The sequence below is a fragment of the Geobacillus sp. JS12 genome, from assembly GCF_001592395.1.
Lineage (GTDB): Bacteria > Bacillota > Bacilli > Bacillales > Anoxybacillaceae > Geobacillus > Geobacillus zalihae.
Genome location: NZ_CP014749.1, coordinates 3,498,386 through 3,523,981, shown reverse-complemented (window position 1 = coordinate 3,523,981; position 25,596 = coordinate 3,498,386). Strand labels below are relative to the sequence as shown.

At 48.0% G+C, this 25,596-nt stretch carries 17 protein-coding genes, 3 pseudogenes and 1 CRISPR repeat array; of the genes and pseudogenes, 8 read left to right on the top strand and 12 right to left on the bottom strand.

Annotated features, from left to right (window positions below):
* Positions 1-5: 5 nt before the first annotated feature.
* The 7 genes and pseudogenes from cas7b to A0V43_RS17355 all read right to left on the bottom strand — a co-directional run bounded on the left by cas7b (position 6) and on the right by A0V43_RS17355 (position 12,181).
* Complete coding sequence (cas7b, locus tag A0V43_RS17385; RefSeq protein ID WP_063193655.1) at positions 6-965, bottom strand: type I-B CRISPR-associated protein Cas7/Csh2; 960 nt, start codon at positions 963-965, stop codon at positions 6-8.
* Complete coding sequence (locus A0V43_RS17380; protein WP_063193654.1) at positions 946-2,682, bottom strand: TIGR02556 family CRISPR-associated protein; 1,737 nt, start codon at positions 2,680-2,682, stop codon at positions 946-948. Before A0V43_RS17380 ends, cas7b begins: the two co-directional genes overlap by 20 nt.
* 180 nt (positions 2,683-2,862) lie before the next feature.
* Positions 2,863-3,555: direct repeats of the CRISPR family, unit length 30 nt; unit sequence GTTTCAATCCCTCATAGGTACGATAAAAAC.
* A 196-nt stretch (positions 3,556-3,751) separates the two neighbouring features.
* Positions 3,752-4,147, bottom strand: a pseudogene (locus A0V43_RS17375) (DUF4351 domain-containing protein); the annotation flags it as partial.
* 49 nt (positions 4,148-4,196) lie between these two features.
* Positions 4,197-5,417 (bottom strand): TIGR02679 family protein, encoded by a 1,221-nt coding sequence (locus A0V43_RS17370; protein ID WP_063193653.1) that lies wholly within the window; start codon positions 5,415-5,417, stop codon positions 4,197-4,199.
* A pseudogene (locus A0V43_RS17365) lies at positions 5,414-9,533 on the bottom strand (TIGR02680 family protein). The gene A0V43_RS17370 and the pseudogene A0V43_RS17365 overlap by 4 nt, the downstream one beginning before the upstream one ends.
* A pseudogene (locus A0V43_RS17360) lies at positions 9,493-10,688 on the bottom strand (TIGR02678 family protein). The pseudogenes A0V43_RS17365 and A0V43_RS17360 overlap by 41 nt, the downstream one beginning before the upstream one ends.
* 2 nt (positions 10,689-10,690) lie before the next feature.
* Positions 10,691-12,181 (bottom strand): TIGR02677 family protein, encoded by a 1,491-nt coding sequence (locus A0V43_RS17355; RefSeq protein ID WP_063193652.1) that lies wholly within the window; start codon positions 12,179-12,181, stop codon positions 10,691-10,693.
* Between the two features lie 145 nt (positions 12,182-12,326).
* Here A0V43_RS17355 and A0V43_RS17350 point away from each other — a divergent pair, with 145 nt between their 5' ends.
* The 8 genes from A0V43_RS17350 to A0V43_RS17315 all read left to right on the top strand — a co-directional run bounded on the left by A0V43_RS17350 (position 12,327) and on the right by A0V43_RS17315 (position 19,727).
* Positions 12,327-13,058 carry a hypothetical protein gene (locus A0V43_RS17350; protein WP_063193651.1) on the top strand — a complete coding sequence of 244 codons (732 nt, stop codon included), beginning with the start codon at positions 12,327-12,329 and terminating at the stop codon, positions 13,056-13,058.
* A 432-nt stretch (positions 13,059-13,490) separates the two neighbouring features.
* Positions 13,491-14,393, top strand: a complete 903-nt coding sequence (locus tag A0V43_RS17345) for an extracellular solute-binding protein (RefSeq protein ID WP_063193650.1) — start codon at positions 13,491-13,493, stop codon at positions 14,391-14,393.
* 16 nt (positions 14,394-14,409) lie between these two features.
* Complete coding sequence (locus tag A0V43_RS17340) at positions 14,410-15,537, top strand: betaine/proline/choline family ABC transporter ATP-binding protein (protein WP_063193649.1); 1,128 nt, start codon at positions 14,410-14,412, stop codon at positions 15,535-15,537.
* 224 nt (positions 15,538-15,761) lie between these two features.
* Positions 15,762-16,391 (top strand): ABC transporter permease, encoded by a 630-nt coding sequence (locus tag A0V43_RS17335; protein ID WP_063193648.1) that lies wholly within the window; start codon positions 15,762-15,764, stop codon positions 16,389-16,391.
* Positions 16,392-16,993: 602 nt separating this feature from the next.
* Positions 16,994-17,683: a lantibiotic protection ABC transporter ATP-binding protein gene (locus A0V43_RS17330; protein ID WP_008881431.1), complete on the top strand. Its 690-nt coding sequence runs from the start codon at positions 16,994-16,996 to the stop codon at positions 17,681-17,683.
* Between the two features lie 18 nt (positions 17,684-17,701).
* On the top strand, positions 17,702-18,448 hold the full coding sequence (locus A0V43_RS17325; RefSeq protein WP_008881432.1) for a lantibiotic immunity ABC transporter MutE/EpiE family permease subunit: 747 nt from the start codon (positions 17,702-17,704) through the stop codon (positions 18,446-18,448).
* Between the two features lies 1 nt (position 18,449).
* Positions 18,450-19,238, top strand: coding sequence for a lantibiotic immunity ABC transporter MutG family permease subunit (locus A0V43_RS17320; RefSeq protein WP_004888811.1), 789 nt, complete (start codon positions 18,450-18,452; stop codon positions 19,236-19,238).
* A 54-nt stretch (positions 19,239-19,292) separates the two neighbouring features.
* Positions 19,293-19,727, top strand: coding sequence for a NisI/SpaI family lantibiotic immunity lipoprotein (locus A0V43_RS17315; protein ID WP_025039376.1), 435 nt, complete (start codon positions 19,293-19,295; stop codon positions 19,725-19,727).
* Positions 19,728-19,820: 93 nt separating this feature from the next.
* On the opposite strand, the gene A0V43_RS17310 is transcribed toward A0V43_RS17315, so the two are convergent.
* The 5 genes from A0V43_RS17310 to A0V43_RS17290 all read right to left on the bottom strand — a co-directional run bounded on the left by A0V43_RS17310 (position 19,821) and on the right by A0V43_RS17290 (position 25,505).
* A complete protein-coding gene (locus tag A0V43_RS17310) occupies positions 19,821-21,239 on the bottom strand; it encodes a HAMP domain-containing sensor histidine kinase (RefSeq protein WP_014194795.1) in 1,419 nt (472 codons plus the stop codon).
* Entirely contained in the window at positions 21,226-21,924 is a 699-nt protein-coding gene (locus A0V43_RS17305) for a response regulator transcription factor (protein ID WP_004888808.1), read from the bottom strand. Before A0V43_RS17305 ends, A0V43_RS17310 begins: the two co-directional genes overlap by 14 nt.
* Before the next feature lie 341 nt (positions 21,925-22,265).
* Positions 22,266-22,757 (bottom strand): lanthionine synthetase LanC family protein, encoded by a 492-nt coding sequence (locus tag A0V43_RS17300; protein WP_335339947.1) that lies wholly within the window; start codon positions 22,755-22,757, stop codon positions 22,266-22,268.
* Between the two features lie 107 nt (positions 22,758-22,864).
* Positions 22,865-23,695 carry a lanthionine synthetase C family protein gene (locus tag A0V43_RS17295; RefSeq protein ID WP_236930865.1) on the bottom strand — a complete coding sequence of 277 codons (831 nt, stop codon included), beginning with the start codon at positions 23,693-23,695 and terminating at the stop codon, positions 22,865-22,867.
* Positions 23,676-25,505 carry an ABC transporter ATP-binding protein gene (locus A0V43_RS17290; protein ID WP_063193647.1) on the bottom strand — a complete coding sequence of 610 codons (1,830 nt, stop codon included), beginning with the start codon at positions 25,503-25,505 and terminating at the stop codon, positions 23,676-23,678. Before A0V43_RS17290 ends, A0V43_RS17295 begins: the two co-directional genes overlap by 20 nt.
* Positions 25,506-25,596 lie beyond the last annotated feature (91 nt).

Genomic DNA, 25,596 nt, shown 5'->3' with positions numbered 1-25,596 from the left:
ATTCCTTATGATCGAATATCCACAACAATGCCTTCTTGCCGCAATCGGTCAGCGAGATGTTCGCTGCACACAAGCCTTTCATCTTGCCGCAGCTCAATGTTCGCAATCTTCTCCTTCTCCCTTGCCAATACCTCGATGAGTCGAGACACATCAAGCACATAATCTTGGACATCGCGAATTTCCTCTTCTGCTTTTTCAGTATGCAGGGAAATGTATTTATCCAGTTCACCGATATGGAAGTGAGGCTCCTGATAAACCACACGCAAAAGCAACCTTGGGACATGCCCAACTTTCGATCGGGAAATTAAATTTTTCGTCCCCTCCCACATCGCGTCGACAAGCAGCTCCACATCCTCTTCTGTCAATCGCGTTGAACGAGCCGCTGTCTCATTGATCACCCCATAGAACGCAATAAGTGAATAAGGCAATACGTATTCTTCTCGAAATGTTTTCTGTGTCATTTGCCCCCCTGAGGCGAACGCTCCTGTCCCCTTGATGTATTCCAGTTTCACCCGATGAAGCGACTGCCCCATTTTAAACTGGACAGGCCCTGTATGAGTAATCGAACTTTTCTCTTTTGAGCTTTTCTCAATCGGCAAGGTGACGCCGAACAGCCTTACATCAACGCATTGCCTCAGAACTTCATCATTGATGATCTTTTTCATTTCATGTAAGGTCAACTTTGATTTATCCAGTTTTTCCCCGTCTTTGATCAAAAAATCTTCCGCTCTCGCTTTTGCATCTTGAATATACTCATCATCTTGCGCAATTTCACGGACGAAAATTTCTTGCCCGCGATACTCATACAAGTAATCCCGAATTGTCCGTTTCAACCTCACATCAGTGACGATGTTTCTCCCAGTTTCCTCATCAATTCGCGGTTTATTGCCATCTACCGGATCGCCATTCGGATTGGCCCACTGCACATCATACAAAAAGAGCAGCTCAGAACGTTGCTTCACCATATGATTGTTCCCCCTTGTTCCACACAATTTCTCTGACTTTCGATACTAGGTTCATCCCACATGCAAAATAAAAATTCAGCTCATCGACAGATAATTTCCATCTAGGGGAGGAGGACAAGAATAAGTGAGAGATTTCTTCAGCGAGTCGTCGATATCCGCCATAGTAAGACTCGTATTCTTCCAGTTTCCCAATCACTTTGGGCAACAGTCCTTTGATGGCCTGCTGATCCATTTTAAGCCCCATGAGTTGTTTCAGGAATGGCTTGCTGCCGCGTTGTTGATGCTGGATGTCCAGTAGCATTTGTGTCAATGCTCCAAGCAGAAAAACAGCTTGTTTCTCGGGCGACTCCAGTTGTCCTCCATATGCTTCAAACAAATGCGCAAATTTTCCTTCCACCACCCGATCCCCTTTCCTCATCAAAACTCCAGCCTGTTCTAAAAAGATCATGGCCGCAATGGCTTGACGCGTTTTAACCACAAACAACCCTTCACCCGTTTCATAACCATGAAAATCAGCCCGCAGCTGTTTCATAAAAAACGGAGCAAAAAACGAAATGGATAACGGTTTCTTTTGAAACACATACTCCACCACTTGCAAAAAGTACTTATCATAAACACCCGAAGGGAAAAACGTGCGAATAAAACCAAAATGAAAAGGATGACGCCCCTCGCCATACACCAACGCTTCTGTCACCCTTTTCGCCCGGAACAACTCGCTAATTCGCGACGGCAATACATCCTCAATCAGCAACAAAATCCGCTCCGCACTTTGAATTTTCTGCAAAAACAATAGTTGCAGAGAAAGAGAATTGTCATAATCCTGCAAAGTCCCAAGCAAATCCTCTTCCGTGGTCATAAACGATTCGGCTTGATCTTGATGGATGCGGATATCCTTTTTCCCACTAACCAAATACTCCAATAGCTCGTCCAATACATCACGACCAGCAGGAATCAGCAGCTTGGGAATCGCCAAATAAGAAAACCCATAAAACCGATACTGCAAATATGATTCAATAAATTTTCTTCCTTCCTCAATATGGGATTTGCAGGACAAACAGACAGGATAATTTCGCCATGCCTTTGCCTCATCAAACCCCCCGGTAATAAACCCCGGTTTGTCCAAAGTGTAAAAGCGAAAAACGGATAACTTGCCGATCACCGTTTCCTTGCGTTCTCCGCAAATGGCGCACACTTGATAGTGTGCTGCCAATTCCATATCCTTTTCATTCACCAGATACAAAAAAGCATCCTGAAATGGCGTCCAATCGTACAAATAAGCACCATTGATTTTCAGGGAGACGATAGCACGTTCACTGGAAAGTGAAAGCTTGTCTTTCATTTCGTGCAAAATGGCTTCTTGTTGCTGCACAAGCACATGCTCAATGGAACGAAGAAACGGATCATCCATCACCCGATTCACTTTGCGAAACCATCCGAGAACTTTTTGATCATATGTATTTTCGATCGTCGTAATTCTCGCTGTGGGAGAATAATTGGTTCCACGCGTTGATCCAGAACGAAACAAATATTTCTTATAATCGCTTCCGCATTCTTCAACCTCGCATCCTTCCCAAACGGCGCTTCCCTCACCATCCACACGCAATGAGATGAGCACACAAGAAGGATAACCTGGATCCTCAACCAACTGATCAATAACCGACGCTTCTCCCTGCTTCTCGAGCACCATCTTTCCAATTTGGGCGATTGCTTCGATCAATCTATCACCCCTCTGTATCGTTTGGACTAATCTAATTATACCATATAGACAAAAAATTGGGATAAAAAACGAGATAGTTTTTTATAAAATTCAGAATTACTATACTACCACAAGACATGTAACTCCCTATAAATTTGATGAAAACAAAAAAGCGCCGAACGTTTTATGATGCTGGGGCAGGTTTCATCACTCAATAGGTACGATAAAAACCTACAAAACCATATTCTCCACGGCTTGGAACGGAATGTTTCAATCCCTCATAGGTACGATAAAAACTCGTTCCCGCTCTCCAGCGCGTGTATCCGAGGGTGCGTTTCAATCCCTCATAGGTACGATAAAAACTGTACTCGTTTCATTCCTTTGATACTCATAACAAAGTTTCAATCCCTCATAGGTACGATAAAAACGAGTCCGCGTTCCGTACATTCGTCGGTGTGGGAATTTGTTTCAATCCCTCATAGGTACGATAAAAACGTAAGAAAACGCGAATTCAAAGTGTATGTACCTGCGCTGTTTCAATCCCTCATAGGTACGATAAAAACCCTTCGATCTTACGCAACCATCCATAAGAAGCATGAGTTTCAATCCCTCATAGGTACGATAAAAACGTTAATTTTTCTCCGGTCTTGTCGTTGTCCGTGGATAGTTTCAATCCCTCATAGGTACGATAAAAACTTGCTGTCGATACGAACGCGAAGCAAGGGCGCGGTTGTTTCAATCCCTCATAGGTACGATAAAAACATTCCACGCAATATGAGTTTCGATTTCCTCATCGAAAGTTTCAATCCCTCATAGGTACGATAAAAACGGAGTACTCCGTTCGTTTTTTTGGAGTACTCCATTGTTTCAATCCCTCATAGGTACGATAAAAACCCAAACCATGCGCATCAAATCAAGCTTTTTCCCTTTGGGTTGTTTCCAGAATATCACGTTGCAAAAATTCTGTCAATATGGTTCGGCCGTAATAGCTGTAGGATTTTTGGCGCAAAAAACATTGTCGTCGATCCCCCGGGGTTTTGGCACGATTGGAGGTCGACGACAATGTGGGGCTTGACGGCAAAGAACCGTCTCACCCCTTCATCCTTTCAATCTTCTCCATCGGCAGTCCGGTCAGTTCGTGGATCGTGTCGACATCGTACCCTTTCGCCAGCATTCTCTTCACCACGTCGAGCTTCCCTTCCTCGATCCCTTCTTGGCGTCCTTGCTTCAACCCTTGCTTCATCCCTTGCTTTATCCCCTGTTCGATTCCTTGTTGGATTCCCTTTTCCAGCCCCCGCTGTTCGTATGAGACGATGAGCTCCATCACACGCTTTGCTTCCTTCGTTTCCATTTGGCTCACCTCGTGTCGCGGTTTTGCTTCCTCCTCTTCAGATAGCCGCAAATACGTCTCGAAAAAACCGAACAACAGCCGCTGTTTCGCTTCATCCAGCTCGAGGCGGACGAGCATGCGCAAAAATTCCTTTTGGAGAAGGAGACCCGATCGCTCCGGGCTCCTTCTCTGGCTCATGGATGGACTACCCGTTGATATCCCCTGTCAGCCTCCCGATAATTGCCTCTTGATACCCCGCTTTTTTCGTTTCTGCCATCTCCTCTTTCAGCGGCTGCAGCGGTTCCGATGTGATGGACGCGAGCTTGGCGAGGCGCTCGGGGGTGAGGTCGACGACAGGGTTGGCGGCCTTATAATCGTCCACGGAAAAGCGCCAAAGGGTGACGGACGGTCCGTACCGCTCCTGCATCCGCTCCGCCATGGCCAATCCTTCCGGGTCGAAGTCACCGGAGTAATACAGCTTGGCGCCTGAAGAGGCGAGAAGATCGAGCAGCTTCATCGTCGCCAAGTTCATTTGCCCGTTCGTGCTGACAAGCGGGGCGCGGGTGTCAAGCAGCGTCGAAAAGACGCCCGCGTTTTCCACAATGTACACCGTCCCGCCGCGGGCAGGGCGGGCGCAGACAAGCGACAGTACATCCCTAAGCGGCATGTTCAGCGCCGTGTTCGCCTCCCAGGCAGCGGAGAAGACAGGATGAGGTCCGTCCTTGGTTTCAGCAAGGATGTTGGCGCATGTGACAAAGTTCAGGATATCCTCACGGAGCAAGCCGACGGACTGGAGCAACTCATTGACGCTCTCTACAGATGCCGTGTCCCAATCCCCGGGCACGGTCGCTTGCAATGCCGAAAGCAACAATCTTCCTGGAAGGGTCGACAAATCGAACGCGTGCGGGTCTCCCGCCACTTGCTGGGCAAAGAGCGGGAGGCGCATGTATGACGGGAGCGGGAAGTAGCCCAGGGCGGCGCCGACAAGGCCGACGGCGGCCTCAAGACCGTCGCGGTCGGTTTCGTACGCCGTTTGGACGAAGCGCTGGCCGCAAACCGCTTCGAACCAATGGTGTTTCTCGGCAAGGCGCGCGAAAAACCGCCCCCGTTCTTCCGCCTCTGCCTGGCGCCGTTCTTTGTTCGACATAAGCGGGACGCCGAAATAATGTTCGAGCAGTTCGACGAGCCCAACACCCGCAAACCTCGTCTGCCCAAGCTGTTTCTCAAAGTCGGAGAGCAGGACGCGGGAGACGTCTTTGCCGAAAAAGGCGGCGATCGACTCCCGCTCTTCCTTGGAGAACGACTGCAATGAAACCGCGCCGCCGACGCGGCCGAGCGACTCGTACTTGTGTTTCATTTCGGCAAACAGCCGCTTGAAGCCCGGTTCGGAGCGGAAAAAGGCAGCCGCCTCCTTGGCCGTGTTCACGTCTCGATCATCTCCCATTCTTTGTCATCGACCATCAGCTGTTTGACGCGCCCGTTCCAACGGTAATGAATGACGGTCACAAACGACGCATTGCGCGGACGGACGAGTTCGCAAATGGACAAAGCGGGCACAGTGTCGTAGTCGCCCCAAAGCGCCTGCGAGTTCATGATGTAGTTAAAGCCGAGCTGTTCGACAAGTCCGAACAGGTTGCGGATGTTGTTTTCGTCAACGCCGGCGAACGCCTCGTCAAGGGAGATGATGTACGGGGCGTCATCGCCCGCTTCTTGGTAGCGCGAATACGCCGCGGCGAAAAGTGGAATGTACATCGCCATCGCCTTTTCCCCGCCGCTGAATTGGTAAAAGCGGTGGTTCGTCAGCTCGCGTTTCGGCTCATTTGTTTTTTCATAGTACAAGGTGAAGGCAAACCATTTCCGGTAGTCGAGCACTTCTTTAATAATTTGATGGAGTGTGTTGCCTTGGCCGCGCTCCTCAAGCAATTCGCGGGCGCGGGCGATTTTCGAGCGGAAATGGTTCGTCACCCGGTTCAAGTCGTCCTCTTTCAACAGCCGTGAATCGATCCGCAACAGACGGACCAACTCTTTCGTATCCAGCTCCGCTTCCGTCTCCGCCGTTTTCGGCTTCCATTGAATGGACAGCACGAGCCCTGATGACGTGTCAAGGCCGCCCATCAGCTTGTTCATCTCATTCACCCACCGCTCGGCGCGCTGGATGCGGCTGCGCAAAATGCGGCCGACTGATTTTAAAATGACGTCCTCATACAGCTCGCGGTCTTGCTCCTTCATATACTCGTGCTGCAAGACGATGTCGCGCTCCACCTCAGCGAGCACGGCAAACGGCGTGGCGCGCTCGCCTTTGTAGTCGAGGTAAATGACGTGCCGTTCTTGTTTCTCCCGCCAGTCCGCTGCTTTCATCGCCATCTCATCGTCTGGGGCGGCGGCGGTCCATTCAGGCTCCCGTTGAACCGCCAGCTGCTCGAAGGCCGCCCGATATTCGGTCAAGTTGGACGATTCTTGGAAAAAGACGGTATTCAGCCGCGCCAAAAGCGAGGAACGCGTCTCTTTCAACACCGCTTCATACCGTTGTTTCGCTTCTTTCGCTTGTTCCAAAAGGGAACGTGAACGATCAAGATCCACGAGCCCGAGCGCCGCTTCATGGGCAAACGACCGCTCCCACATAGCAGCGAGCTGGCGGGCGAACGCTTCCCGCTGCGCCCCTTTTTCCCGCTCTTCGACTAAGCGCATGAGCCGCTGTTCCGTCCGCGCCCGTTCGTTGACAAGGCGCGGAATTTCGCGGCGCAAAAACGCCAATCGTTCTTGGATGCGGGCGATTTCGGCGCGAATGTCATCCGCCCCCATTTGCGCGAGCGTCCGTTCCATCTCCGCGATCCGCAAGGCGAGCCGCTCGGTTTCATCCCGAAGCCGATTTCGTTCGCCTTTCGCTTCGTCGATCTCCGTTTCCAGCGCCGCGAGCCGCTCACGCTGTTGGGCGATCATCGCCTCGGTATGGCGCGTTTCGCGGTAAAGCACCTCGAGTTCGTGCACATGGCGGACGTACGATTTCATGGCGAGCTGGGCTTGTTCACAGCCGTCTAAAGTAAAGGCCAAATCGAGCTCGGCCGTCTCGTCATGGAGCTGTTGTTTGATTTGTTTCCATTCGCGCGCTAAGAGAGCGGCTTTTTCTTCTTGCCGCTTCCATTCCCGCTCTTTGCTTTCGGCTTGGCGGCGCGCTTCTTGCGCTTCGTCAAACGCGGTGCGCACATCGCGGTCCGATGGGAAGGACGCCAACCAGTCGGCAAGCGCTTGGATGGCCGCTTCCACCGCCTGATGCGCCCCGCGCAGACGGTCGATCTCTTGCCCCACAGCGGCGATCTCGGCTTCCAGCGCCGCGATGTTCTCAAGCCGCCACCGTTCGCGCGCCGCACGGCCAATGAACATCGCCTTCGATCTCCGCGGCGCATGGCCGCGCACAAGGCCGAGCGAATAGCGCCCCGTTTCATCGATTGTCATGCCGCCTTCTTGTTCCGCATCGGTGATCATGATGCTTCGGAGCACTTCGTCGATCCGTTCCGCTGACACAGGGGCGTCTTTGTCGGGGCGCAAATAATCGGCGAGCGTATGCGCCATATGAGCCGGGTTCGGAGTGAGCACACGATCGCAGGCGACGTCAATCTCGCGAGCGGTAATGAGGGCGTCAAGCAGCCCCGCGTGTGAAAGCGCCGATTCGATCCGCTCGCGCACATCGTCAGGCACATCGTCGACAAATTCGACCGCGGCATAAAACGGGACAAACGGAATGCCTTTCTCCTCCAACGCCAACCGGGCGGCGACGGTTTGTTCATCCCGTTCAGGCTCGGGGTCGCGTTGTTCCCGCCATTGACGCAGTTCGGCCTCGCGCTCTGCCCGTTTTTCTTCCAACAGACGGATGTCATGCTCGAGCCGCCATTTCTCATCCTTTTTCTTGCCGACGGCATCGTAATACGCTTGCACGAATGGGCGCTTCAGATCATCGAGCGAATACTGCTCATAGAGGGCGCCCATTTGTTGCAAAAACGCCTGAATGTCCGTTTCGGAAACGTCGATTCCTCCCTGCTCGACCCAGGCAAGCACGGCTTGTTCAAACCGTTCTTTCTCCTCTTCGAACAGCTCTTCCCATTTCCGTTGCTGGTGGCGCCATTCGTCCATTTCCCGCCGCCTTTCGCCCGCTTCGCTGCTCGCTTCTTCATAGCGCCGTTTCACCTCGTCATGCCTGCGCCAAAGGCGCGCCAGCCCTCAAGCCGTTCGACATGACGATCGGCTTCCTGCTTCCAAGCGGCAAACGAAAACTCCTGCTGCTTTTGGCGATGGCGGTGAAAATCGTCTTCGTTCGTTTCATGCAAGGGAAACGCTCCTTCTTCGGCATCCATGCGCAACTGCTCCAACTCATCTTCAAGCTTCTGCTCAAGGTCATCCAACCGCGCTTCCGATTCATCGAGGCGGCGGCGGTGCTGACGTTCCTGCCGTTCTTTTTCCGCAATCGTCTGCTCGTGCCGCTCCCGCCGCTCCTCTAGGCGTTGCCGTTCGGCTTTCAGCTGTTCATACTTTTCCGCCTGCTGAAACACTTCATGGCCAGCCAAGTCGATTTCGCGCGCTCGCAGCACGTCTTCCTCGCGGCCGAGGCGGGTGATGGACTCCTCAAGCTCATCAAGCGCCTTTCGCGTCTTTTCTTCTTCATCGTGAAGGCGGTGTTGCTCGGCGGCGAGCTGTTCCGCTTGTTTGACCGCTTTTACGTATTCTGCCGCCTTTTCGGCGATCATATATTCGTTGTACAGGCGGTACTGATCGCAAAGACGCTTCAACGCCCGCTCGTCGCGTTCGAGCTGCTCAAGCTGCTGCTTGGCTTGGTCCATGTTTTCAATCGTTTCGGATAAATGGCGGAGCTCGTCATCGGTCAACGGAGGCAGCGAGCTTTCCAAAATCTCATAAATCACCGTCGGCTTAAAGTCTTTCGACAGCTTCGGGCTGCGCAGTTGAATGAGCAATTCGATCAATTCTTGAAACGCCTCGATCGTTTCAAAACGAAACACATGTTTGTTCACGAGCTCCATATACTCTTTTTGCGTCTCGACGACCGTCCCGCCCGCACCGAGCAATGCGGCGAGCTCGCGTTTCGTCAGCGGGATTTTTTCACCTGTTTTTTCTTGTTTATACAACTGAAGGTCATAGCCGATGCGGCGGTTGTCGAACATGACAAACCCCAAAAGTCGAGGCTTTTTTGCCGCTTCGCGCGCAGGCCGATGCCCGTTGTGACGTATTGGTCGGATTCTTTCCGTTTATATTCTAAAAACAAATACCCCGTCCGCTCATCGCGATTGACGACGTCTTTTTCCCCAAGCAAGTAGTCTTCCATGCGCCGCGCCCGTGAACCGAACGGATCGAGGCGATCGGGCGTCTTCTTGCCGTCTAAAAGCACCGGGATCAAGCTTTGCATCGTCACCGACTTGCCCGCCCCGTTGCTTCCCCGCAACAGCAGCTTGCCGTCAGCGAAGTGAAAGTATTGCTCGTCGTAATACCAAAAATTAATCAGTCCCGCGCGATGAAGCACCCATGGATTCGCCATGTTCCTCCCCTCTTTCGCGTCAAAATCATCTGGATACCGTCCCGACACCCGCCCGAGCAGCGGGTAAAGGACGATCATTCCGGTGTCGTGCTCCACATCGGCCATGCGCCATTCGTTGAGCGCCGCAAGCATTTCGCGGACAAGCTCGGCAGCCGACATGTCGCGGTACGTTTTCCCCCACCCCGCCCCGTAACGGCGCCGGCAATCGGCAAGCCAGGCGGAAAATTGTTCAGGCGTCAACCGGATGCGGCCGTATTCATCCGGCGGATATTCCCTAAGCCGCTCGCGCACCAAGGCGGCAAAATGAAGGATGATCTCCGACGTTCCTTTTTGATCAGGAAATGTCGTGTACGGCGCCTGCCGTTCGGGAAGCGTCAACATGGCAGCATTTTTGTACAATTCATACCGAAACGGCGTATGCGCTTCGATATCGTCACGCAGCCGATGGCGGAAGTTGCGCAAGTAGTAAAAGTCTTGCTCGTCCCCTTCCGTCCGATGCACCGCCGGGGATAAAAACAGCTTCCGATACAGGCGATGGCGCCGATAATCTTGCGGCGAGGCTTTCCACTCCTCGGCGAGCAATTCGTCGATCGATTCATATTGCAACAAATCTTTCGGATACGTGCGCATAAAATAACGGGCGAGCACCGGCACTTCGTACAGCGCCTCTTCCTCCACATGCTGGGCGAACGCCTCAATCTCCCCATCCATCCGGCGGACGAGTCCGATTTGTTCCGCTGTCTTCAACACGCGGATGAGGGAGCGCCGATGCGAGTAGTTCGTCCAATCGACCGGTAGATCCCCCGGGTACATGGCGCGAATTTCTTCGCATACGTCAGAAAGCAAAAACTTTTCTTCCACCGTTTTTCCTTCCAAATACGCCATCAAGCAGCAAAACAGCGCATAGTCAAGCGGCTCTTGAAACGACTCGATTCCCATCCACGGCTCCGGTTCGGCGGGAATTTTCTCGAGCTTGGCAAAATAGCGGTGAACGATGAGCCGATAGCCAAACTTCTCCTCCACATACCGTTTCAACACATGTTCGCGCTCACGGACGAGCTGGTACAAATCCGGCTCTTTGTCGCGAATGATCCAAAACTGCTCAAACAGCGCGGCGAGCGCTTCTTTCGCCTTGTCGTCAAACGCCGTTTCCATCCTCACTCACCTCCCGAAAGCACATGAATTTCGTAGTTCGGCATCACGAGTTCCCCATCTTCTGCGCGAAGGCAAATCGTCCCCTCTTTGTTCACCACTTTGACCACCCACCCGTTTTCCGTCTTCATTGCTTGCCCCTCGCGCCCCATCGCTTTGGCGATCCAGCCGAGCAGCGTTTTCCGTACGTATGGGGTCACCTCTGGAAGGTCGGCAAGCACGATTTTCCCGTCGGTCACAAGCTGCCTGAGCGCCGCTTCCTCGCGCTCTTTTTCTTCCAAATAGCGAAGGCGGGCTTCTTCTTTCTCCCGTTCTTTGTCTTCTATTGCCTGCGGTTTTTTCTTTTCCCCGTAATGGCGGACGCGCGGCTTCGTCACCCACTCGGCTGGCGGCTCGTCCCATACGTCGCGGTATATGTTGTCGGTTGCTTCCGTGTCAGCGACGAGATGTTTCGTATGGAAGCAGCCGAATACGACCGCTGACAGGCAGTGCGCCTCTTCAATCGATTCAAGGCGGGAAAACCAACGGGCCAAATGCAAGTAGTCGCCTTTGCGGCTGCGAAAATGATGATGCCGCTCGCCAAGCCGCTGCACGACGCGCGTCAGGCGGCGAATCGCCTCATTCGTCTGGTATTGCAAAAACGAAAGCTCGCTCTCGCGCCCGTTGCGGCCTAAAAACCATTCGCACAGGCTGCGCCACGTCTCCCATTTTTCTTCAATCTGCACAGCGCGCGGCGGCAGCGCATCGGCAAAGCGCGGGATCGACCGCTCATAGTCGACGACACGCTCGATGAACTGCCGAACCCCTTCTTCCGGCAGATCTTCAAGCAATTGTTCAATCTGCATCGACGTTTTTTGCAAGGCGACGATAAAATCGCGCAAGTACGCCGTAAACTGCTCTTTATAGACGAGAAACGACTCGGACGTCATCCGCTCTTCCAAGTTTTCACTGTGCAAATAAGCGATATAGTCGGCGGAATTTTGGATGATTTTCTTAAAATAATCGAACGTCTCTTCCCATACTTGATGCATTTCATCCGCTTGTTCTTGAAAATCAGAAGCGATGATCGCCTCCATGCGGGAAAGAGATGCATACAAACGGTCGAACCGTGTTTTCTCGAGGGATCCTCCGAACGAATCTCCGAGCTGCTCAAGGGTGCGGATCATCCGCTCGATCTCCACCGTGTACGGGCTGCATTGGTAGCGAAACCGCTTTTTCTTAAACTCTTCAATCGTCCGGACATGGGACGTCTCTTGGCGGGCGATCAAGTTGTTCCATTTGACGAGCTGGTCGAGGTCTTGCTGCAAGTCATCTTCCGTGTAATCCGCAAACTCCTCGTGCTGCTTTAAAAAGGCGTACACTTCTTCCGGAAACAAATATTGGCGCATCCGCTCGTGCTGGATGTAGAAATAGCGCAAAATCGCCCGGTAGCGGTGCGCGTTTTCCGTTGATAAATATTTTGTTTCGACAATCGGCTTGAGCCATGTGGCGTCCATTTCCGTCCACCTTTGCTTCGGTTTTTTTCCTATGTTTATTGTAACGATTCTCTCCGCTCTTTTTCTAGCAAAAACCGTTTTCCTATTTTTTCTCGCCATCGGCGCGCGTTTTTTGTAAAATAGAGAGGAAAAGGAGGTGAAACGAATGGAAGCGTTGCTTCGGGAAATTTTGCATGAAGTGAAAGCGACGCGCGCGGCGGTCGAATCGCTCGAGCAACGGGTTGGCGCCTTGGAGGGGCAAGTGGCCCAGCTCAATGAACGAACAGGTGCTCTTGAAGCTCAAATGACCAAGCTGAATGAGCGCACGAGCGTTCTCGAACGCCAGGTCGCACAGCTTAACGAACGAACAAGCGCCCTTGAGCAGCAGTTCACTCAGTTGAATGAGCGGACAAGCAACCTTGAGCACCAAGTTGCTCATCTCAACGAACGCATGGGCACTGTCGAACATCAAGTCGCCCAACTCAACGAACGCATGGGCACTATCGAACATCAAGTCGCCCAACTCAACGAACGCATGGGCACTGTCGAACACCAAGTCGCTCAACTCAACGAACGCATGGGCACTGTCGAACACCAAGTCGCTCAACTGAACGAGCAGACGGCCACGCTTGCGCAACGAATCGACTTGCTGGATGAGCGCACGAATGAAACGAAGGCGATCGTTGAAGCGCTCCGCCATGGGCAAGAAGTGCTGACCGCCAAATACGAGGCGATGGCGCACGACCTTCACCATATGAAAGGCGACCTCACCCATATCACATCCATCCTCGAAGACAAAGTGCTGCCTGCCCTCGCCGAACATGAAGCGGGACTGCACGTCTTGAACGCCCGCGTTTTCAAAACGGAAAGCACCCTTCATCGCCTTGTTCATGCCTAATGCGTTCCCCATAAAAAAACGTTCCACACGGATTCCTTTTTCACCCGGCAGCCGTGGGCTGCCGTTTTTTTGTTCACGTGTCGATCCGTTCGTCTTCGCCATGGAGCCTGCCAACCTTTCGATCAACGGCGCGGGGGAATGCATAGCCAGCATGTTGATGGATAAACGGCAGGCTTGTTCGGACATCTCGAATTCGGAGCATTCTGAAGGATTCGCCAGCATTCCAGAGCATTTTTTAGAATCAGGGAGGAGAGGGCCATCATCACCGCGAGAGCAGGCGAGAGGCAAACATATCGGCTGATACCAGCTTTGCCAGTTGCACCCAAATTGCGGTATCCTTTGTTTGTGACGCTTTTTCATCCCCTCCGCGTCTTGTTGCCGCCTTTTCCCCCCCTTCATTATGCATGATAACAGCCAAAAAAAGGAGGAATTGTGTTGCGAAAATGGATCCGATCTTTGCTCGCTGTTGGGCTTGTATTTGGATTGGCTGCCTGCAACGGAACGAGCGATGCGAAAGGAAAAATTGTGATTAGCGGAAAGAAGTTTACCGAGCAGGTGATTTTGACGCATTTGTTGGCCGAATATGTGAAAGCCCATACGGATTTGGATGTTGAAGTGAAAGACAGTTTAGGCGGCGCGTTTATGTTGCAGCAGGCCATTGAAAATGGCGATGTCGACATGTATGTCGAGTACACAGGGACAGGGTATTTGAACATTTTAAAACAGCCGTACGACCCCAAAAAGACGCCCGAACAAATTTACAACGTAACAAAGAAATTATATAAGGAAAAATACAACATCGCTTGGCTCAAACCACTCGGATTTAACAACACCTACGCCTTGGCGTTGCGCAAGGATCTTGCCGAGAAACTTGGGGTGAAAACGTACTCCGATTTGGCCAAACACTCGTCCTCCCTCACCTTCGGGTCGGACGCCGAGTTTTTTGAGCGAAGCGACGGCTATGACGGGCTTGTCGATACGTACGGGTTTCAATTCAAGAAAAAAGTGACAATCGATCCGGACTTGCAATACGAAGCGGCGAAAAATGGGGAGATTGACGTCATCACGGCCTATACAACCGATGCAAGAATCAAAAAATACGATTTGGTCGTGCTTAAAGATGACAAACACTACTTCCCGCCGTACCACGCCGTGCCGATCATCCGCCAGGAAGTGCTCGATGCCAATCCAGGGCTTGAGGAGAAACTGAACAAGTTGGCCAATATTTTGACCGATGAAAAGATGATGGAACTCAACGGCCAAGTGAACTTGGAAGGAAAACGGCCGCGCGAGGTGGCGATTGACTTCTTAAAAGCGGAAGGACTGATCGACTAGAAAGCGAGGAATGTCAATGATTCGGTTTGAAAACGTGACGAAACAGTATGAGGATGGATTTGTCGCCTTAAAAAATATCAACCTCGAAGTCCGCAAAGGTGAGCTTGTCGCCTTGATCGGGCCGAGCGGGTGCGGAAAAACGACGACGATGCGGATGATCAACCGCTTGATCGAGCCGACATCGGGCAAAGTGTACATCGACGGGCAAGACATTTCCGAGCTCGACCCGGTTGAGCTGCGGCGCAACATCGGCTACGTCATCCAGCAAATCGGCTTGTTTCCGCACATGACGATCGCGGAAAACATCGCGCTCGTGCCGAAGTTGAAAAAGTGGGAAAAACACGCCTATGAAAAGCGGGTGGATGAGCTGCTTGAGCTCGTCGGATTGGATCCGTCCACATTCAAGCACCGCTACCCGTCAGAGCTCAGCGGCGGCCAGCAGCAGCGCGTCGGCGTCGTCCGCGCCTTGGCGGCTGAACCGGATATTATTTTGATGGATGAACCGTTCAGCGCTCTTGACCCGATCAGCCGCGAACAGCTGCAAGAGGACATCGTCCGCCTGCAGGAAGAGATTCAAAAAACGATCGTCTTTGTCACCCACGATATGGATGAAGCCATTAAAATCGCCGATCGGATCGCCTTGATGAAGGACGGGGAAATCGTCCAGTTTGCGACGCCCGACCAAATGCTCCGGCGGCCGGCGAACTCGTTTGTCCGCGAGTTTATCGGCGAAGACCGGCTGCGGACCCGCCAGACGGCCGTGCCGACGGCGGAAGATTTAATGTCGGCGGACGTCGCGACGATCTCGCCGCGCCGCGGTTTGGCCGAGGCATTCCGATTGATGAAAGCGAAAAAAGTCGACAGCCTGGTCGTGGTCGATAAAAAGCAGGCCTTTCTCGGCATCGTGACGCTGAAACAAATCGAGAAGCGCTATCAAGAAGAACATTTGTTAGTCGCCGACATCGCCGATTACGATGTGACGACGTTGGCGAAAGAAGCGGACGTCACGAACGTCGCCGCTCTGTTCCAAAATCCGGATGTGCGCATCATTCCGGTGCTCGATGGCGACCGGCTCGTCGGCGGGATCACGCGCTCGAGCATGATGCGCGCGCTCGCGGAGTGGACGTTTCAGCAGCACGCGTGACGGGCAACGGAACATGCGCAGGCAAATCACAGCCGGAAAACTCGACGCCGCAATCGCCTCGCTTGAACAACACGCCTCATGTTAAAAAGGAAAAATCGCTCGAGCGGTTTGTCAACGGAATTCGTTCTGCTTGCGAATAAAAAGTGGATGACTGTTTTCATCTTCACTTTTCACGACGAAGCGGCAGCCTTCCGCTGCCGTTTTTTCCGCCAAGGAGGGATACGATGGAATTGTTGCAGACGTTTATCGAACGAAAGAACGATATTTGGATCGCCTTTCAAGAGCATGTGCTCTTATCCGCTATCGCCATGGGCATTGCGATCGTCATCGCCGTGCCGCTTGGCGTCGTATTGACGCGGCATCGCAAACTCGCCGAGCCGATCATTGGTGTGGCCGCCATCATTCAGACGATTCCGAGCTTGGCGTTGCTTGGGTTTATGCTTCCGATTTTCGGCATCGGCAAACTGCCGGCGATCATCGCGTTGATGCTGTATGCCTTGCTGCCGATTTTGCGCAACACGTACACCGGGATTCTCGGCGTCGACCCGGCGCTGGTGGACGCTGGCCGGGGGATGGGGATGACATCGCGGCAAATTTTATGGATGGTTGAACTTCCTCTCTCGCTTCCCGTCATTATGGCTGGCGTGCGCACGGCAACGGTGCTGACGATCGGCGTCGCCGCCTTGGCGACCTTCATCGGCGCTGGCGGGCTTGGCGACTTGATCGACCGCGGCTTGCGCATCGCCGACAAAAACTTGATTTTAGCCGGCGCCATCCCCGCAGCGATCTTAGCGATTGCCTTTGACTGGCTGCTGCGCAAAGTGGAAAAGAAAGTGACGCCCAAGGGGCTGTAATCAGCCCTTTGGCGCCACCCCAACAAGAATTTGAACACCACTCTCCCCTGCTTACTCGCCCCGGAGCGGGCGAGAATATTTATATAGATATAACCCCTGACGTTCGTATTAATCAAAATGAATGCTTGTCAATGATTATTTGAGTAAGGATACAAAACGGAGGAAGTTCAGTCCAGTTTTTGCTGCCATAAATAAGATTTGAAAATCATTGTGGGTTGGGTGATTCCCACCCCACAAATGATATGTTTTGTTCATTAGTCAACCGCCTCCCACTCCCTATGTACGAACTACAACATCCCCCTTGACCATTCTGTTTCCTCACCACATGTGACATCAGCTTAACCGCTCAAATCCATCGATATTTCCAATCATTTTCATTCACTGATCAATGAAGAACGCTGATCACGGCAACAGCAAACGATAAACCAAGGTACGAAGCCCAATCTGTAAAAAACATCATCCATGTGCTCATTTTCTTATAAAAACATTACATTGAGCCATTAATATGAAACACAGCACGGATATCGCCATCGCTCCTTTCGCTAATGCCAGCTAAAAGCAACATCACCACCCAATTTTCTATATATAGGAGGAGAATGAACATGGGAGAGTATATGTTAGAGACCCATCATGTAAGCAAAGCGTTTGGGAAACAACTCGTCGTAGATGATGTATCCATTAAAGTCAAGAAACAGACGGTTTATGGATTGCTCGGACCAAATGGAGCCGGAAAGTCAACCCTTTTAAAAATGCTGACAGGGCTTTTGCGTCCTACGAAAGGGGAAATCATGATCAACGGCCATCCTTGGAGCAGAAAAGACTTAAAAGATATCGGTGTGCTGATCGAATCCCCTGCTCTTTACGGCAATCTAACGGCTCATGAAAACTTGCTTGTTCACGCTAAATTGCTTCATTTGCCTGAGTCGCGGATCCAAGAAGTTTTGAACATCGTCGGCTTAGAAAATACAGGGAAAAAGAAAGCATCTCAATTTTCCCTCGGAATGAAACAGCGATTAGGAATTGCCAAAGCGCTTTTAAACCATCCAAAGCTGCTCATTCTCGACGAACCAACAAACGGCTTGGACCCATTAGGCATACAGGACTTGCGAAAACTCATTCAATCGTTTACCGAAAACGGGATCACCGTCATTCTATCGAGCCATATTTTGTCCGAAGTTAAGCAATTAGCCGATTATATTGGCATTATCCAAAACGGAAAACTCAGGTACGAAGGGAAAATAGACGAAAGCCAAGATCTCGAAAAACTCTTTGTCGATGTAGTGAACGAGTAATGAAGGAGGATGGAAATCATGCTCAATATGTTCGAGTCAGAACGTTTAAAATATAAGCGGACGTTTGCGAAAAAACTTGTATTCATCGCTCCGCTTTTCTTTGTCCTGTACGCCATCATCACCATGCCAACTATAAATTCCACACACAATTATTTTGAATATGCCGTATTTAATTGGTGGCCATTGATTTTTGTTCCGATTGGAACAGCCTTGATCGCTTCCTTGTCAACGGTAAGGGAGAAAAAGTCAGGAAACGATAAAGTGTTGCGTTGTCACGACATTAGCATCGTGCGTCTATGGTGGAGCAAAATCACCGTCATCGCCTATTACATGTTGCTCTCAACAATAGAGCTGATCATCTTACTTGTTTTATTGAAATGGCTTTTTCCCAACAGCCTCTCATCAGCTACGGTCGCCGTATTCGCCAGCTTGGTCATTTGGTTGACCTCTTTAGCCTATATCCCGATCGGATTATTTGTGGCCGAGCGGTTCGGGATGGTAGTCTCGATCATTGTCAGTGTCATTGGCCTCGCCTTAGGGGTAGTCATGGCCGCACAACCGTATTGGCTGTTCATCCCATGGAGCTGGGGAATGAGGATGATGTGCCCGATCGTCGGGGTTCATCCGAACGGTGTTCCTTTGGAAAAAGGGAGTCCGCTATTGGATCCTTCTGTCATTCCAATAGGCCTGGCGATCGCCCTTGTCATGTTTCTATTGTTATCTTTTTTAACCGCCGTTTGGTTTGCGCGAAAGGAAGTGTATTGACATGTCGTTTCTTCGCCTTCTGTCATCCGAATGGATAAAAACAAAACGCACAGCGATTCGGATGATGGTCATCATCACGCCAATCATTTATTCTCTCTTTATGGTATGGTATTTTTCGCACTACCGTACCTCTACGTTTTGGCAGATGAAAATCTATCAAGGATTTTTTGAAGTAATGGCCGTTTCCTTACCGATCATTATCTCCCTACTGACTGGGCTGATGTCCTATCAAGAAGAAAAAGCAGGAAGTTTCATGAACATCTTGACCGGTCCTGTATCCAAAGTTCAATGGTATGTTGGCAAACTCACGCTGCTCATCTTTATTGCATGCGCGGACATCTTGCTAGCGACGATTCTCATGCTCTTTGGAATGAAATACGTACTCAAAGTGGCGCACATTCATTATCAGTTATTTTTGCAAGGAGCCATGCTCTCCATCGTGGGCTCACTCATCCTTTTTTCTTTGCATCTGTTCATCAGCTTTGCCTTTGGAATGGGAGCCTCGATCGCAGTAGGAAGCGGCGGATTTCTCATTTCTGCCCTGATTGGCGCAACTTCCTTAGGTGATCACGTATGGAGCTATATTCCTTGGGCTTGGGCTGTTCGTCTCTCACAATTTCCGATTCTTATGATGCCCGAAGTAAAGCAAACCTTGGGGGCGCAGTTATTAAGTTCCTTTTCGCTATCATTATGGGAAGGAATAGCCTATGCCCTTCTAAGCTTCATCATCGTCACCATCATCGGTTCGATCTGGTTTCATCGTTGGGAAGGAAATCAACCACATGAATGAAAGTTCACTGCTCCCTCTCAATGGGATGGTAAAAAAGGAGGTTTCAGAGTAACGATGAAAAACTCTATCTTACTCCTCATGTTGATTGGAATCCTCTTTATAGCAGGTTGTTCACTTGTCAGTAACTTAAAAAAGACAGCCACACAAAATATGGAGATCGATCGGAAATTACCAAAATACGAGTTGAACAAAGAAAATTTGCAAGAAATTCACTATCAAGGCCGAACGTACATGATTCAAGCAGCAAAAGTCGATCGGAATCAATTGAACAAACCGATCGGGAAAGTAGCGGAGACGATTACCATCAATGAGCATCATCAAATCTTGAGTAAAAAAGAGCTGCGAAAGATCGAAGTCATTCCCGATCAAACGGATGAAAAACGAACTCACTTGAACTTTGGCTGGGTATACAGCATCAAAGGCGTAAACCCAGATGAAGAAGTAGCTGTTACGGTGAACCACCAATTTTTGATTGCTAAAAGAAAATAAAGGCTTAGAGACTGTCAGCTAGGGAAAGAGAAATTCCTCCCTAGCTGCATTCTCCACTCTCGATAACGGCGGAAAGCCCATAAGATTGGATGATTAATCAGATAGCTCCTTAATATAAAATTCAACCGTCGCTCCACCTTTTTCATTGTTGTAGGCCCAAATTTCACCGCCATGATGATTCACAATTCTTTTAGCAATATACAGTCCTAATCCAACATGATTTTTATACTGCTTATCCTGGTAAAAAGGCTGGAACAACAAAGACGTATCGTTTTCTTTAAATCCCGTTCCTGTATCTGAACAGCGAAAATAGATTTTACACTCATTCCCCTCTTTTTCATCATGTACTTCCAACTTAATTTCTCCGCTTTTTGTAAACCTCAGGCTGTTGTATAAAATATTGTCCAACACTCTCATTAACATCGCTTCATCAAGTATGTAAGATGATTTTTGCAAATTCACATCAAAGCAAATGTTTATCGATTTTTGATGGTAAACCATTGTTGAGATCTCTAGTTTTTTCTCCTCAAGGATTTGCCTTACATCCACTTCTTTTCCATTCAATGAGAAGTGGTCATTCTCCACTTTATAGAGCAACGACAAATTATCTGTCAACATGGTCATCTTCCCACAGTTTTTGCGAATAATCTCTAAATGGGGAGTGACATCAAAGTGGTCCAACTTTCTCAAATCTTGAATCAAATCAATTTGTCCTTGGATGACCGTTAACGGGGTTCTGATATCATGTGCGATCGATGATACCATCATTTTTCGTTCGTCATCGGTCTTTGCTAAACGTTCCACCATTTCTTTCAGTGCACTGATCATGGTATTAAAGGAATCCTGGATCTTGATAAACTCTTTTCTTTTCAACCCCGAGACTTGAAAATCAAAATTCCCGCTTGCAATGTGATCAGAAGCCTGGAGCAACAATTTGACATTATGAAACAATGATTTGTACAGCCTAGATGTAAAGAAAATCAAATAGACAATAAAAAAGATCAACGGAGAAATAAACATCACAGCATAAATCAACACGGCTTCCAAGCGATTTTGATTGTTAATGATGAACCCAAAAGGCGCTTTCAACACATATACCGCCTGAATGGCGTTATCATGCTTCAGGGGAATGAACCGATACACATAGCTTCCTTTTACAATCTCACGGTTGATCGATTGACTAATATCTACTTGATCGTCTATAATTTCTCGATCACCATACAGATGCTTACCGCTGATGTCTACAACTTCTCCCTGTATCTTTTCACTGTAACGATGAATGGGAATTAATCTCCCCTTGAAAATCGCCTCTTCGTTTTCTTTCACCTTTTTTTCAATCAAATCCAAATCCTTCACGAAATAATTGGTCGGTTTCACCACATCGTTCGTGGTTAATGTCATAATCAAATAGATTACGCATAAATAGGTAACGGCCGAAGAGATCACTGTTGCCAACACTACCTTCACAACCAACAAGTAAAAATCTCGTTTGATTGTTTTATCGTTTTTCATTGCTCACATCCCATTTATAGCCGAGCCCATATAATGTTTGAATATAAGAGGTTTCTGGATCGACGTCCTTGATTTTTTTTCGAATATTTTTGATGCTTTCTGTAACCGTGTCTAACTGGCTGTCGGAGTCAATCCCCCATACTCGTTCAAAGATTCTTTCTTTGGAGAAAACGACCTTTTTATTGAGCATCAACAACTTCACAATCTCATATTCTTTTTTTGTTAACGGTAATTTCTTTCCTTTACAAAAGACTTCATTAGCCAAAAGATCAATCGTAATATTTTTAGAACTCAAAAGATATCTCTCGTTTGAACGAATCCGTTCTTCCCTTCTTAAATGAGAATCAATTCTCGCCTTTAACTCCTTTAAGCTGAACGGCTTGGTGATGTAGTCATCCCCACCGATCGCCAGAGCTTGAACCTTATCTTCCTCCAGCGTTTTAGCACTAACAAATACAATAGGGTAATCAACCCGATCACGAATGATTGTACACAGCTCCATTCCGTCAATTCCTTCCATCATGATATCCAACACAATCAAATCAAAATCGTCGTTTATCATCTTCAACGCTTCTACACCGCTGTGGACCGTTTCTACCTGATAATGATGAAGCTCCAAATATTGTTTAATGGTGCAGCAAATATCTTCATCATCATCAACGACCAAAATTTTCTTGTTATTCATCTTTTGATCCCCCATACAGTTGAATCGCATTTTAACCTATTCCATCCCCATATCATGGGGTAATCTCATAACACCGTTGCGTTGTTCATAGGTGCAATGTGAAGCTTTACTCTTTGTTGCTTTTTACTAAAAAATGCGCACGTCTTGAGTGACGCCCGGGTGAAAGACACCTCTTGTCTATGAACCTTTTCCAACATATTTGATCGATGACCGGTTGATCGAACAACACCCTTTTTAGGGAGTTGTTCGACCGATCGGTACGCCAAGGTATGATGGAGCCCCCTCTGCGGCTTGCCTCTAACCATCGATCAGTCGGCTTTTCCATTGTATATAAACAACATTTAAACTTCAGATAATAAAAATGCACAATCCCAAGGCGTTTTTTTCGAGTTTTGTATAGCTAATATCGTCAATAAAATTCCCGCTGTTCCATCGATTAGTCCCACATAATCATAATATTTCGTGCTTCCTTCGCTCTCCTCAATATTTTTAAAGCCAAAAGGGAATTCCTCATTATAAAATTTTATTATATCATCGACTAATTTGCAGGCGGCTTCCTTAAAATCGCTGATATTCGTTTCTTCATAAAATCTGTTGCATATATACGCAACTCCCGATAAACCATGACAGAAGGAAGGAGAAAAAATGTTGTAAAGCCGTTTGCTTGCCAGTTTCATTCCGCTGACAGCACAATCAATGTATGATTGATTATTTAGAGTTTTACCTGCTATAAGTAACGAATAAGCAACACCAGGCGTGCCATAACACCAGGCATCCCTTGTATCTTTGTTTAGGACAGAGCCATTTTTGTATTCCTCTAGAGGGCTGGTGATTTAGCGCAAAATATGGCTGATTCCTGCTATCTTTCAATTCGAAAAACGCGGCCAATCGGCTTTCTTTTCTGATGAAATGCCATCGATTTGCAGGCCGTTCTCGTTTTTCACCATCCTTCTAGAGAAACATGAGTCCCCCAATAAGAGCCATTTTCATCTTTAATTTGAAACTTCATAAGAAAATCAGCTATTCTTTGAATGCATTCATCTTGCCCATCTACGTAAATATTCAGTTTTTTAGCATTGCACAAGACAATGAGTAAAGCAGGTATACCGTGAGACAACCCAATGTTAAAGAAACCCGATGGCCATTTTCTCCTTTCAGTGTCTGAAAAAGCATTCTTTGGGGTAATATACCAGCCAGGAACGTTGATATCCTCCATTTGTTTATCTTGAGATAAATCTATAATGTATTTTAAGATTAACGTAATACTTTTTTTCATCTCTTGCGGAAATAATAGGCAGTAGCTCGCTATACCCGCTACTCCCGAAATAGCATCGTAATCGTCCATATTCGGATACGGTTTCTGTTTCAAATACTCGATCATTTCTCCGATTCTTTCTTCGATGGCTTGATTAATCGTTGAGATAAAGTTTTGATACCTTTTTCCTCCCTTGGATAAACATACTGCAGCAAGGCCGATCCCTGCCAATCCGGTAAACATGGATAAAGAAGGGAAGCCGTGTTGATTCATTTGTTCACCGATTTTTTTGATGTATTGATGCCCTAATAAATCCCAACCTTCATCCGGATATTGTTCGCCCAATTCGCCGTACAGCGCACATAAGGCTGGTAACCCATGGCTTAAACTTAACTCATTAAACGGATTTATCGTCTTGTTTCCAATTTTAATATAATTACTTGGGTGATTGACGATTCGCTTCATATTCTCATAATCCGACAATTTTTTCGCAAGATTACAAACCAGCGCTTTCATTGAGATGCTCATACTCCTCCTCGTTTTTCAAAGCTTCCAATTCATACATTCTTCTGTATAACTCATTCGTAGCTAACAATTCCCAATGCGTACCTATACCGACAATTTCACCATCATTCATTACTACGATTTTATCGGCAAGCTTAGCTGTTGATAGACGATGTGAGATAAAGATACCAATTTTATCTTTTGTCATATTGATAAACATATCAATGACTTCTTTCTCGGAAATGGGATCCAGTGCCGAGCTAGGTTCATCCAATATATATACGGATGCATCCCGAAATAACGCCCTAGCAATCGCTACTTTTTGCCACTGTCCTCCCGAAAGCTGAACACCGTCGACAAACCATAAACCAAGCTGAGTATCTAAATCCTCGATAAAATTTACTCTCGCCCTCTCCATGGCTTGTTTTAATTCTCCGTCACGATCAATGCGCGTAATATCGCCAAACCCCACGTTTTCCCTTAATTTCAATTCATACTTCACAAAATCTTGGAACAACACGGCAATGTTTTTTCTCAATTGTTCCGTATCCAAATCATTGATGGACACACCATTATAAAAAATGCTATCCTCATCGTGCTCATACAATTTCAATAAAAGTTTTATAAGGGTGCTTTTTCCTGATCCATTTGCACCGACGATGGCTATTCTTTCCCCTTTGTTGATGTCGAGGTTAATATTTTTCAATACTACTTTTGGATTCGTTGGATAACGAAACGTTAAATTTCTTATCTTAATATTTTCGATTTTGTCTATCCCTGATACGAATCGATCTCCTTTGTCCAATACTTCTTCGTCTAACCCCAAAAATTCAAACAGTTGGTTGATATATAAATTGTTTTTATACAGGGAATGGATGATATTCAATATTTTCTTAGAGTTGCTAGAAATTAAGTTCAAGGCCTGAATAAGCCCTACGACGTGACCTATAAGGATTTCACCTGCCAACGCCGAAATGATGATGATAACAAGTACGGTATTGATACATATTTGTTCAACGAGCTCAAAAATAAATGTAAAAACCGTTCTTCTTTTAAAAAGATGGATATCCTGCTCGACGAACGTTTTGTTGATTTCTTTAAATTTGTTCAAAATATAGCCTGCCAAGTTATATATTTTGACTTCTTTGAACGTGTTGTCTCTTGTCATTAGGTAAGACAAATACCATGATTTCCTTTTTTCCGGTGCACGCAACCAACTAACATTAAACTCTCTTTGGCCAATCTTGAAAAAATAAAAAGAAAAAACGAGTGGTATGAAGATTAATATAATCAACACCCACGGTTTCCAATGGATCAGAATCATCATCGATGAAAAAAAGGTTACAATCGCCGATATTGCACCTAATATGGATAAAAACACTTCAAATGGTTTATACGGCGTTTCATTCTGTACTCTTTGCAACATATCATAAACTTCGGCATCCTCAAAATGCTGTAAAGACAATCTTGTACACTTGTCCATGATTTGCAAATTAAGTTTGTAGTTGATGAGAGTTTGAAACTTATTTTGGTAATATTCCATGAAACTGCTGATGATCTCGCTGAGTAAAACAGCAGAAATATAAAAGATCAATGCCGATATAATAATATGAATATTTTGGGACCCGATTGCATTCAACAAGTTTTGCGAACCGAGCAATGTAACAATCGGTGCGCCTCCCATTAATAAGCTTAAGAAAATAATGATAAAAAAACTTTGTTTGTCGACGTTCTTTATAAGAACAAGCGTCTTGGGAACTATCCTTATTGATTTCACAATATCTTTGATAGTAACGTGATCATCATACTCTTTTATATTCATAACATTTTCAATCCCCGCATGCTAAAATGAGATCTTCTTCCCGTCATAAAAGTTTTTTCACCTGAATACACAAAAGAGAGCTTGTAGAGCT